The sequence below is a fragment of the Salmonella sp. 32010601201800023SM genome (assembly GCF_017572235.1).
Taxonomy (GTDB): Bacteria; Pseudomonadota; Gammaproteobacteria; order Enterobacterales; family Enterobacteriaceae; genus Salmonella; species Salmonella enterica.
The window spans coordinates 157,506-169,026 of sequence record NZ_JAGEQS010000003.1 but is presented as its reverse complement, the minus strand read 5'-3'; the positions used below and the strand labels follow the sequence as shown (position 1 = coordinate 169,026).

11 protein-coding genes are annotated in these 11,521 nt (G+C 47.3%); 6 read left to right on the top strand and 5 right to left on the bottom strand.

Annotated elements, in window-relative coordinates:
• Positions 1-294 precede the first annotated feature (294 nt).
• The 3 genes from J4617_RS11605 to J4617_RS11595 form a co-directional block, all read right to left on the bottom strand.
• The gene (locus J4617_RS11605; protein WP_000532937.1) at positions 295-1,011 is read right to left on the bottom strand and encodes a YebC/PmpR family DNA-binding transcriptional regulator; all 717 of its coding nucleotides are present in this window, start codon (positions 1,009-1,011) and stop codon (positions 295-297) included.
• Positions 1,012-1,569: 558 nt separating this feature from the next.
• The gene (locus tag J4617_RS11600) at positions 1,570-3,201 is read right to left on the bottom strand and encodes a class I SAM-dependent methyltransferase (protein ID WP_077951391.1); all 1,632 of its coding nucleotides are present in this window, start codon (positions 3,199-3,201) and stop codon (positions 1,570-1,572) included.
• A 4-nt stretch (positions 3,202-3,205) separates the two neighbouring features.
• On the bottom strand, positions 3,206-3,463 hold the full coding sequence (locus J4617_RS11595; RefSeq protein WP_001054381.1) for a YjhX family toxin: 258 nt from the start codon (positions 3,461-3,463) through the stop codon (positions 3,206-3,208).
• Positions 3,464-3,950: 487 nt separating this feature from the next.
• On the opposite strand from J4617_RS11595, the gene J4617_RS11590 reads away from it, so the two are divergent.
• From J4617_RS11590 to J4617_RS11580, 3 genes are all read left to right on the top strand, one after another.
• Entirely contained in the window at positions 3,951-4,559 is a 609-nt protein-coding gene (locus J4617_RS11590) for a DUF1062 domain-containing protein (RefSeq protein ID WP_000864858.1), read from the top strand.
• Between the two features lie 351 nt (positions 4,560-4,910).
• Entirely contained in the window at positions 4,911-5,822 is a 912-nt protein-coding gene (locus J4617_RS11585) for a hypothetical protein (RefSeq protein WP_000556768.1), read from the top strand.
• Between the two features lie 204 nt (positions 5,823-6,026).
• Positions 6,027-6,488, top strand: a complete 462-nt coding sequence (locus J4617_RS11580; protein WP_001642121.1) for a DUF302 domain-containing protein — start codon at positions 6,027-6,029, stop codon at positions 6,486-6,488.
• Here J4617_RS11580 and J4617_RS11575 read toward each other — a convergent pair.
• Positions 6,485-7,159 (bottom strand): dienelactone hydrolase family protein, encoded by a 675-nt coding sequence (locus J4617_RS11575; RefSeq protein ID WP_024137254.1) that lies wholly within the window; start codon positions 7,157-7,159, stop codon positions 6,485-6,487. The two genes, J4617_RS11580 and J4617_RS11575, sit on opposite strands and share 4 nt — an antisense overlap.
• Positions 7,160-7,508: 349 nt before the next feature.
• Between J4617_RS11575 and uxuR the strand changes: the two genes are divergently transcribed.
• Entirely contained in the window at positions 7,509-8,282 is a 774-nt protein-coding gene (gene uxuR / locus J4617_RS11570) for a Uxu operon transcriptional regulator (RefSeq protein WP_000841654.1), read from the top strand.
• Here the strand turns inward: uxuR and trpS are convergent, their stop codons facing one another.
• On the bottom strand, positions 8,283-9,296 hold the full coding sequence (trpS, locus tag J4617_RS11565; RefSeq protein ID WP_001094611.1) for a tryptophan--tRNA ligase: 1,014 nt from the start codon (positions 9,294-9,296) through the stop codon (positions 8,283-8,285).
• 716 nt (positions 9,297-10,012) lie between these two features.
• Here trpS and J4617_RS11560 point away from each other — a divergent pair.
• The gene (locus tag J4617_RS11560) at positions 10,013-10,543 is read left to right on the top strand and encodes an Hcp family type VI secretion system effector (RefSeq protein WP_000907671.1); all 531 of its coding nucleotides are present in this window, start codon (positions 10,013-10,015) and stop codon (positions 10,541-10,543) included.
• A gap of 238 nt (positions 10,544-10,781) precedes the next feature.
• Positions 10,782-11,516: an aspartate/glutamate racemase family protein gene (locus tag J4617_RS11555; protein WP_017465691.1), complete on the top strand. Its 735-nt coding sequence runs from the start codon at positions 10,782-10,784 to the stop codon at positions 11,514-11,516.
• Positions 11,517-11,521: the final 5 nt, after the last annotated feature.

Genomic DNA, 11,521 nt, shown 5'->3' with positions numbered 1-11,521 from the left:
GGGCGGTGCCTTAAAGAGCACAGGGAGATTGTAAGTAGCCCGATATTGTTGGCTTTTGCTTAGCTTGCTGACGGGATTCGTCGTATGAAACATGAAAATTACCTCATGTTTTATATAAGGATTCGACACTATATCAAAACCGGTAACTCTCAATCTTTCAAAGCTATGTGTCAGATCAGGTCGTGATAAGACACATAAATTTAAAGATCTATATATCTGGCCAGATAGACTTTTTTATAACAGCTTTATAAATTAAACAAATCTGCCATAGAGACAGATTTGTTTAATTTATAATTAGAGGTTTGCAACGTTATGATATACTTTTTGCACATCATCATCATCTTCAAGGGCATCAACAAGTCCTTCAAAGATTTCTAAATCTTCTGGTGAAAGTTCAACTTCTGATTGAGCAATCATTTCTAATTCTGTTGTTGAAAATTCAGAAATTCCAGCTGCTTTTAGCGCTGCAATTCCTTTGTGCAGGTCTGTAGCTTCAGTATAAATAACGATGTTTCCCTCTTCTTCGGTTACATCACGAACATCAACTTCAGCATCAAGCAAAATTTCAAAAATATGGTCAGGGTCTGTTCCTTTAAATACAATCACTCCAGTATTGTCAAACATATAGCTGACAGCACCTGCCGCTCCGATATTCCCGCCTTTTTTATTAAAAATTGTGCGGATATTAGCAATCGTACGGTTAACATTAGACGTCAACGTTTCAGCGATAACCATTGAACCATTGGGTCCAAAGCCTTCATAACGCCCTTGCACGAACGTTTCATCTCCGCCACCTTTGGCTTTATCAATAGCTTTATCAATAACATGTTTTGGAACCTGTGCTTGTTTCGCACGTTCAATAACGAATTTTAAAGCTGAGTTTGATTCCGGGTCTGGTTCACCTTGTTTAGCCGCAGCATAGATTTCTACACCAAATTTTGCATATACTTTGGACGTTGCACCGTCTTTAGCCGTTTTTTTAGCAACAATATTTGCCCATTTACGTCCCACTGGAAACATCTCCTCAAAGAATTATTTACATTAATGGCAGGTTAATAACCTGCATGTTTTTCTGCCGCATTATATCATAATATATAAATTCTCGTCTATGAGAAATAAAAATATCCAGCTTTTACGGGGGATTACTTTGATTTTAACAATGGCTAATATGATGGATAAGTCATTTTCTAATTTTCTTCCGGTTCTTTTTTATTTTTAATAATTGAATCGCAGCAATAACGTCTTATTGATGGTGGTTTCGCTCATCAGGTGAGGTGGAACGCTTGCACGTCTTGCGACATATTGTGGCAGAAACTTAATGGCGAAATTAAGAGCCTATCCCATTAGGGCTATTTTACTTGCCATTTTGGACCTGGGCAGTGCTCAAAATCCTCACGTACTACGTGTACGCTCCGGTTTTTGCGCGCTGTCCGTGTCCAAACTGGCTGCGCCAATAACGCCTGGTGGGATAGTCTCTAAGACGATATATTCCCGCCTTGAGCCGTGTTAATTTGTTGAATACTTTTAAATGGAGGTATACCTCTTGTAGGCTATACCTCCTGCTTTACGTTATCGCGCGATTAACGCAAATACGCCCCAGCCAAAGTATTCTCGCGTCCAGGTGACGTGACGTTTGGGGGCTACCGTCAGTTCTGTTCGAACCTCTTGCGCAAACTCATCGTCAGGGTTTTCCTCCAGCCAGCGGCGCATGGTCATCCACTTCGCGGCTTCATATCTGTCCCAGCCTTGCGGGTCCGCCAGCACCATTTCCACTACGTCATAGCCGAGTTGGTCGAAAAAGGCGACCAGCTCGGGCAGGGGACGAAAATCGGCGACGGATGAGACGCCACAGGCGTGGGCGATCTCTTCCGTTGCGGGGATCTGACGCCAGTACGGTTCACCGATGAGAATGATCCCGCCAGGTTTGAGGCTTTTGGCCAGCAGATCTATTGTCCCCGCGACATCGCCCGCAATCCAGGTAGCGCCTACGCAGGCCGCCACGTCATATTTTTCCTCGTCGATATAACCGGCCGCGTCGTTATGAATAAAATGTACGTATTCACTGACGCCGAGCTCTTCTGCACGTTGTTTTGCCTGTGTGGTGAAGAGCGGGCTTATATCAATGCCAGTACCTGTAACACCGTAATCGCGAGCCCAGGTGCAGAGCATCTCACCCGAACCGCTACCGAGATCGAGAATCCGCGTGCCTGGTTTCATGCGTAACGCATGGCCCAGCGTGGCGTACTTTTCCGCTGTAAACGGATTATGGATACGGTGTTCGCTTTCGCTAATGGTAAAAATACGTGGGATATCCATTGGGTTATTCCTTTTACTGAGGGCGATTCCCTCAGCGGGAGGGGCTTTTTCAGCCAGCAGCGCAAACAGCTTGCCTGCAAAAGTCTCGCCGACCGGCCAGGTGTGACTGTCCGGGCGCTGCAACACAGTGAAGCCAGCATCACCAAGCAGGCTGATATATTCATCATCGCGCCAGGCCTTCATTTGACTGCCGAAACGGGTGGTACAGCCGTTTTCCGCTATCGCCCAGAACTGCGTTGAGCTGGTTTGGGCCTCTTCATCCCAGGCATTTTCCGTTAACAGCAGATGAGGCTCGGCAAGAAACAGGCCGTGCGGACAATGCTGCCAGCCTGGCTGCGCCATGCCCTGGCGTTTAACTTCATCGAAGGTATGCACTTCAACAAGCAGTTTGCCATCCGGTTTCAACCACTGAGCGCAATGACTGATGAGGCTTTGCGCATCAGCAGCGCTAAAGACATTCAGTTCCCCAAACGTCATCATAATGAAATCAAAAGGTTCCGTGGGGTGGTATGTACGAATATCCTGCTGAATGTAGTCAATATTCAGGTTTGCGGCTTGCGCCTGCTGGCGAGCCCATGTGATGGATGCCGGAGAGAAATCTACGCCTGTGCAGTGAAACCCACGCTCCGCTAACAGGCGGGTATAAAAACCGGGGCCACAGCCGAGATCCAGAATGCGGGCGCCAGCGGGTAACTGACGGGTAATCCATGTTACCTGTTGCTCAATCACGGTTAGCCGGCGGCTGGCCCAGTCGTGGTCCTGCGACAGATGATTTTCCAGCATGCGTTGGCTGAAGGCTGGCTCGTCCCAGGGGATTTTGCCTTCATCGGGTAATAGCCGAATGTGATGCGTTGCAAAAATAACGGCGCTGATATCCATCATCATCTCCTTAGCGATTATCAGGCTGGGCGCGAACGCTGTTCAGCCCGGTTGTATTAATGCGGTAGGGCTGACCGTTAACGGATTTGATCAGCTTTTTGGTTTTGAGTTTTTTGAATACAGCGAGCGTGCAATCGGCGAGCAACAACCCTTCGCGGCTATAGCACTCAACGGCGGTGACGCGGCCTGACGCATCGCGGATGTGCGTAATGCGTCCGCCTTTGGCGAGAACGTGTAAGGTACGTTGTTCCTGACGGGATAAATTCATACTGAAGAACCTGTTTAATCATCATAGGCTAAACGTGCAAACACACTGCAGTGTCCGCATTCGATTTCGGCGCATTGATAATCAGTCCGGCCTGAAAAGGTCGGGTAACTGATTATCAGATGATGACATTCTCCAGCATCAAAGCCTCGGGTTGAGTTGAAAGGTATTTACGTCGTGAATGATAACACCTGATTTCTGTAAGTGAATAACCGGGAGTGAAAAGTGTGATCTCAAAGGGAGGCTCATGACGTTTAGCGTATCAGATGAATAGCTCCCGCAATTACCATAATGAATATTGATTAAACTCATATACCCGATAATGACCGCTTTGATAGTCTCGACGTATCTTTTGGCCGTTGACAGGGTTGTAGCGTTGGAAATCTTTTTTTAACCCGCTGAAAAATATCACTTAAATATTTTTCATACACAAACATTTATGGTCCGCTGAGTTCGGATCCGGTTTTGTATGGGTTAAAAAAGGTACGTTATGAAAGTCATATGGACTGTCACTCCTGTGGGGTATCAGCGCATAGCGAAACGTTGCCCTTCATGCAGCGTAAAACGGGACTTCACGCCTTCTGGGGCATTTCGGGTTAATTCGCAAAAGAAGGTACTCGATGTCTGGAGTATCTATAAATGCACACACTGCGATTACACCTGGAATATCTCCCTGTTCTCGCGCCTGCCAGTCAGCAAAATTAACCGCGATCTTTATTGCCGGCTGATGGCGAATGATGCTGCCACGGTGCAATATTTTGCTTATGACAACGCGATCCTGAAGCGAAACAATGCTGAATTATCGGGGCAGCCTGATTTTCACATTCAGGAACGGTGGCTGGTCAGTATCGCCTCCCACAAGCAGGTCAGTGTTAGCGTCAGGATTTCCCGTTCTTTTCAGGTCAGCCTGCTGTCGATTTTGAAGAAGCAACTCCTGCTAAGCGCAGCCGAAATCAAGAGACGGATTGAAACAGGGCAAATAAGTGGCGTCACGATGAAAATGCTTAAATCGCGAAAACTGAAGAATGCGAAATATGATTTGCAGCTCTCTGTTGAAACACTGTATGACCGGCGAAGGATTGTTCTGACCCGTCGATAAAAATAATAAGCTCACCTTACGTTTAAGTGTGCTGGTATGGCAACGACGCAACGGAATGAAAGAAGGATTAAGGGACAGGTGAGCTTTAGTTGAATAACCCTTGTCTGTGGCATTCAGTGAAGACTGAATGCCATGGATAATCCAGATTTTCGCACCAGTGATGATCAGCAGAATGACAAAGGGCGATGGGTTACAATTATCTGTAGAGTAAATAAATATTCACGCAACACCATTAAAAAATAAGAAAAAATGGCTCACTGTTGAGCTGATATTAATACCTGAACCACTGAATTAGAGTAATGTGGCGCTATTCATAGCGTAATTTTTTCTGTTGCGGTTACAGGGGGAGGAATGCACACCTTTAGACCATACTCACTAAGGCATAGCGATCTGTTATATGAAGATATTCCGTTAGAAATACGCGAGCAAATAATCTTATTGATTATTAATACGTTAGGGAATTGCTCCTCTTTTTATGATATGACATTATACTGCTATCATAATAGTCATTCTGACGAAGTTTATCGAAGAATATGTAAAACGTTGCGCAAAGAGTATGGCTTATTCACCTTATATGCGCATTCAACGTCATATCTGGATGAAATGAGTAATCTGTTATTAAAAACAGATGATAAAAGAAAGCATATTGATACCATTGAGCTTGCTTTTAACTATATAGATACCTACCTTCGGACCTATGAAGTTACGCTTGGGTTAGAACCGGATAAGGCGATTAGTGAATTAAATAATATATTTCATGAGCATGGTTTAAAATATCGATATGAAAATGGTAGGATTGTAAGGTTGCGCAGAATAAAACGGCTTAAAAACATATGTTATTATTTGTACTCCCCTGGAGAGTATGGCTTTGTTGAATATGATCTTATGGAAGCGTATAATCGCCTGATGCTTAATGATTTTGCCTGTGTCGTAAAGGAATGTCATGCAGTCTTCAGAAGCGTTCTTCTCAGAATTCATGAGAGAAAAGGTATCGCATATCATGAACAAGATAGTTTAAATACACTAATGGCTAATCTGATGGCGAGAGGCGTTATATCTGCTGAATATGCACATAAATTTCATTTTTTAAGTAACGTGCTGGAGTCAGAAATATTTCTGCCGATGGCGCCAGAAAAATCGCATCATCACTACGCAATGATGCTCCGTATCTCTGAAGAGTTGGCCTGTAGTATTTATTATCTTACTGAGCGGAGTATATTTTTTCTTACCCAGCGGGCTGAAGAAGATAGTGTCGCGCCATAATAACGATCGCGCTGTCGTTCAGTCAGACTGCATCATCGTTATTTAAATTTGTTCAGACGTCGGAATTTTTTGTTCTGCCGTCTGTTTTTTTAGTGATGAGCTGTTCAGTGCAATAATAAGGGGTACAGTACGATGACTGATTTTTAAACTGCATATCATCTGTGTCGCATTTACTCATGGGTATTGGGTCAGGGAGAGAGAAGAATGAGCACTATTTTAAAGCCTTTTTTATTGGCGGTAACCCTGATGTTAATCTTAATAAGGCCTGGCTTTGCAACGGAGGATGGAGCGATAACCATGGTTAAAACCTACAGCGCTTATGACTATTTGCAGACCCGAGCGCGGTTGATGCACGCTGTCGCCGATCACGGTCTGGTGTTATTTGGGGAATTTGACCATGCCAGAGCGGCACAGAATGTTAACCTGAAAATGCCGCCGACAACGGTTCTGGTCTTTGGCAATCCTAAAGGCGGAACGCCTCTCATGCTGGCGCATCCCGAACTGGCACTGGATTTACCGTTTCGGGTGCTCATTAGCCAGCAAGCCGATGGGCGAACGTTGGTCAGTTATCATCCCGCTGAAACGCTGCAACGTTATGGTCTTGATGCCGCAGCCATACAGACTTTGAAAAAACTGGAACAGCTCGTTGAAAAAAGTCTCCACTAAAGCTGAAAATCGGGCGATGTGTTTGCACAGGTGATGTCGCGAATAAATGCGCTCACATCGTCCATTACCTGATGAGATAAGGCGGCATCGAAGGTGGCGCAATCAGCATCACAGAACCCGTGCCGCGCATCGTACATTTTACACTGCACCCGGGGGCGCTTTTCCAGCGTCTGTCGCATGGCGAGGGGATCAAACGCCGGCTCATAACGCGCGATAATAACCAGTGTCGGACAGAGAGGCGCAAGATGAAGGTACTGGCGTATACGGGAACCGTAATAGCAAATGACGCCATCGCATAACCCACTGGCTGCACTTAGCCATGCGAGCGTTGCGCCGACGCTATACCCTACGACGATTAGCGTCTCGTACTGCGTTCTGAGATCGTGGAGTAATGTGGTAACGACGGCGGGATCAAAGCCGACATTTGCTGAAAAGTGACGGTAAGCCTCCTCCTGCTGTTCATAGCGAAAGGGGGTATGGTGAGGAAATAGCGCGGGAATATAGATGTCGAATCCACGCGTCATCCATTCATGGCCTGCGCGTTGGATATGAGCGTTAATACCATAAATTTCATGCAGAATAATCGCTGCCCGGCGATGGCGGCTCGACAAACTGGAGGCGTTGCTTCCCCCGGATACGCCTGGGGCGAAAAACACGGTGTCTTTTATTATAACGCGTTTTTGATACAAAGAGAGCGGCTGGATTTTCGCCGATCATGCTATGTCAGAGGCATTGTTCCTGTCAATGTACAGACACATTTTATGGCCTGATTTTTGGTTGATAAATTTTATATTGGTAAACCAATATGCTGTTCATATTCAGGCATCAGGGCTAAAGGTGGAACATCAGTCGTGTATTGTCTATTGCCTTTCCTTTCATCTGGCCTCACTAGCGAAACGGGGCGCATTATTATTTTGTTGGTTGACCAGTTTCGCGTTTTTGGTGTGCTACGCGTGCTATCCCTATTTACAAATGCTATAGTCTGATACCGGGAAATCGCATCGGACGGGCACGACCAATATGAAATCAAACACTTCTCAGCAAAGACCTTACCAGGAAGTGGGCGCAATGATACGGGATCTGATTGTTCAGACGCCGTACCGCCCCGGGGAGCGCTTGCCACCGGAAAGAGAGATCGCTGAGAGGCTCAATGTGACGCGTACCGTCGTGCGTGAAGCGCTGATCATGCTGGAAATTAAAGGTCTGGTTGAAGTCCGCCGCGGCGCCGGGATCTACGTGCTCGACAGCGCGGATAATAACGAGATGGAAGGCGCTGACGTCAATCACTGTAATGACGCCGGGCCGTTTGAACTGTTACAGGCGCGTCAGTTGCTGGAAAGCAATATCGCTGAATTTGCCGCTCTGCAAGCCACCCGCGAAGACATCATTAAAATGCGCCAGGCGTTACAACTGGAAGAGCGAGAGCTCGCCTCCAGCGCGCCGGGCGGCTCAGAAAGCGGCGATATGCAGTTTCATCTGGCCATTGCCGAAGCGACCCATAACAGTATGTTGGTAGAGCTCTTCCGTCAGTCCTGGCAATGGCGTGAAAATAATCCGATGTGGCTCCAGCTTCATAGCCATCTGGGCGATACGCTTTACCGTAAGGAGTGGCTGGTCGATCATAAGCAGATCCTCGCGGCGTTAATTAAGAAAGACGCCCGCGCAGCGAAGCTGGCGATGTGGCAGCACCTGGAAAACGTGAAGCAGCGTCTGCTGGAGTTTTCCAATGTTGATGACATCTACTTTGATGGCTATCTGTTTGAGTCATGGCCGCTGGACAACGTTGATGCCTGATTATACCTGGAATAGCGTGGGCAGGCCCAGTCCACGTTTTACTTCCTGTAACGTCTTTTGAGTGACCTCATGGGCCCGCTCGCTACCTTTTTTCAGCAATTCCATTAGCATTCCCTTATCTGCAATAAAGGTTGCCCGTCGTTCGCGTATGGGCGCGATCAGTTCTTGCAGGCAGGTCTCCAGCTCATTTTTACAGACACGGTCGCCTAATCCGCCTTGTTGATAATGTGCTTTCATCGCCGCGACTTTGGCTTTATCCGGATGGAACGCATCCAGCCACGTAAAGACGACGTTACCTTCTATTTTTCCCGGATCGCTAATTTTTAAATGATTGGGATCGGTGTACATCGCGCTGACCGCACGGTGGATGGTCTCTTCGCTGGCGGAAAGAAGCAGGGTATTGCCGAGCGATTTCGACATCTTGGCGCTGCCGTCAATGCCGGGCAGACGACCCGTATCGCTCAGGAGCGCCTGACAGGGTCGCAATACTGGCGAGGAGAAAAGACTATTCATCTTATGAACGATCTCATTCGTTTGCTCAATCATGGGCAATTGGTCGTCGCCAACCGGTACCATTTCGGCCTTAAAGGCGGTGATATCTGCCGCCTGGCTAATGGGATACGCCATGAACCCGACCGGCAGGGAACGGGTAAAGCCTTTTTGGGCAATCTCATTTTTTACCGTAGGATTACGCTCCACTCGGGCGACGGTAACAATATTCATATACAGCACCGTTAATTCGGCGAGGGCGGGTAACGCGGATTGCAGGCAGATCGTCGTCAGTGCGGGATCGATGCCGACGGCCAGATAGTCAGCTAACACTTGCGGAATATTATCGCGGATTTTTTGCGGATTACTGCCGTTATCGGTGAGTCCCTGCAGGTCGGCAATCAGGACATACTGTTGGTGATCCTGCTGTAGCGCGACGCGCTGGCGCAGTGAACCGACATAATGGCCGAGGTGCAGCGAGCCGGTGGGGCGATCGCCAGTCAGAATGATAGGAAGGGTGTTCATTAAGGACTCCTTTATGCTTATTGTAAAGCCGAAAGACGTCCCGAAACACAGTAGCCGCCTTTCGGCGGCTACTTAAAGAGGGATAGTGATCCGTGCCGCCTTCAGGAAGGCAGCCACCAGCGGAGATGACGTTGCGTAGCGTTGGATCGTTTCGTGTTCATGTGATCTAACGTATCACGACTAAACGTAAGGGTAAAGCGGCTGGCGTGTCGTCCGGGCATAAAGTCATATCGCCTGAACAGAGAACATGTCACTGACTTTGAAACGCGATTTTATAATTTGCTGCCCAAAAATACGTGGCGCTGAAAGGCGCATTTTTGATGCAAATCATTTATTACTGTGATAACACTGCGCGCGATAAAAACATTAAATATATTCACATAGTAAATATGTTCTATTGGAATGGTTGTTTTCGATATGACAAAAGTCTAAAAACCCATTGATGTGAAAAGGAATAAGAATTGTCTATATTCCGATTCGGTGGAATTAAGTAATTTCTCGGATAAAAATAAGAAATGATATTGATATTTCTTTTTTGATATGGTTCTTATAGCGGCTATGGTTATTCAGGAAACGATGCTTGAATGCCTGGCGTAATAGATTTCAGGTCAGTAGCGCTATTGTAAAATGGATTGTTGATGGCAGAAGGTATTTAGCAAGAATCCAGTTATAGCAGATTGTCGGTATTTAATCTGGTATACAGAGACACCAACGAAATGGCTGGAAAATGGAACGTTCTTTCATTGTTGGCGTTCCGTCCTTGTCAGCCTGCTTTGCCGCATGATAATCACGGAGGGGGGATGGACGCCATCTATTTAAAACTGGACGGTATTGAAGGCGAAAGCCGGATCAAAGGTTTTGAAAACCAAATAAAACTTATTGCTTACAACCACAACCCGACGAAACGGGAGTCCGGCGAAGCGAGAGGGACTTATATTGGAGGGTTGACGCTGACAAAGCCAGTCGATCTTGCTACACCAGGCCTCTATGAGCACTATTGTAACGGGAAAACGGTGAAAGAAGGCGTGCTGACATTATGCCGTCGTGATAAGGGCGCAATGCTGCCATTTATTATTTATACGCTCACCAATGTGCGAATTTCACGCATGAGCAATCATGGCGACGCCGAAGGCAGCGCCACGGAGACCGTGGATTTGGTTTATAGCCATATTCGCTGGGATATTCCCGCATTAGCGTCGAAAAGCAAAACACGGCGGCCCCTTCACCGACAGGCGCTGTGGCGATGAGAACAAAACAAGCTTGCGGACTCGCAGTGGGCGATGCTGTATAGCGAAATGGCATTTAGCGGCTTGCGAAGGCTGATGAGCGCTCATGTAACCAATCGATTGCCTGAAAAGGCGATAACGCATGGCCCTTACACCCGTTATGATTTTTACGCATAGCCGCTAATAAAACGGCATTTTTTATATACACATCAAGTTGATAGTGTGTTTCTGACCTTGACGTAAATAAGCGGGAAAAGCGATGAAACACACCATTGGGATACTGGGGGGGATGGGACCTGCGGCAACGGCGGATATGTTGGAAAAATTTGTTGAATTGCGACATGCCAGTTGTGATCAACAACACATCCCGCTCATTGTCAGCTCTATCCCTGATATTCCCGATCGTACAGCATGTCTGTTATCCGGCGGGCCTTCGCCATACCGTTATCTGGAGCGTTATCTGCATATGCTGGAAGACGCCGGGGCGGAGTGTATCGTTATCCCATGCAACACTGCGCATTATTGGTTTGATGATTTACAGAACGTCGCGAAAGCGCGAATGATCAGCATCCTGGACGCTACCATGGGGGATATTCCGCCATCGGCGCGGCACGTTGGTCTGCTGGCGACCAATGCGACGCTGGCAACCGGGTTATATCAAAAGAAAGCGCTGGCGCGGGGGCTGACGTTAATTCAGCCAGAAGAAGCGGGGCAGGCGTTGGTAATGCAGGCTATTTATACGCTTAAACGTGGCGATAAAACTGCGGCGCAAGCGCTGCTGCTGCCGCAAATCGATAGCCTTATTGCCCGTGGCGCTCAGGCAATTATTATGGGGTGTACCGAAATTCCGCTTATTGTGGCCGGACATGAACGCGCGATAGCGTGCCCGATGATTGATTCCACAGCGTCGCTGGTGCGCGCGGCGATTCGTTGGTATGAGTCCTGGCCAGACACCCGCGCCTCTTTGACCGGGGAACAACGCCTTACCGCCTGAGGTGT

Coding starts and splice junctions, on each gene's coding strand:
- J4617_RS11595 (WP_001054381.1), bottom strand. CDS start 3,463: ATGAATTTATCCCGTCAGGAACAACGTACCTTACACGTTCTCGCCAAA.
- J4617_RS11555 (WP_017465691.1), top strand. CDS start 10,782: ATGAAACACACCATTGGGATACTGGGGGGGATGGGACCTGCGGCAACG.
- trpS (WP_001094611.1), bottom strand. CDS start 9,296: ATGAACACCCTTCCTATCATTCTGACTGGCGATCGCCCCACCGGCTCG.
- J4617_RS11590 (WP_000864858.1), top strand. CDS start 3,951: ATGAAAGTCATATGGACTGTCACTCCTGTGGGGTATCAGCGCATAGCG.
- J4617_RS11585 (WP_000556768.1), top strand. CDS start 4,911: ATGCACACCTTTAGACCATACTCACTAAGGCATAGCGATCTGTTATAT.
- J4617_RS11600 (WP_077951391.1), bottom strand. CDS start 3,201: ATGATGATGGATATCAGCGCCGTTATTTTTGCAACGCATCACATTCGG.
- uxuR (WP_000841654.1), top strand. CDS start 7,509: ATGAAATCAAACACTTCTCAGCAAAGACCTTACCAGGAAGTGGGCGCA.
- J4617_RS11560 (WP_000907671.1), top strand. CDS start 10,013: ATGGCTGGAAAATGGAACGTTCTTTCATTGTTGGCGTTCCGTCCTTGT.
- J4617_RS11580 (WP_001642121.1), top strand. CDS start 6,027: ATGAGCACTATTTTAAAGCCTTTTTTATTGGCGGTAACCCTGATGTTA.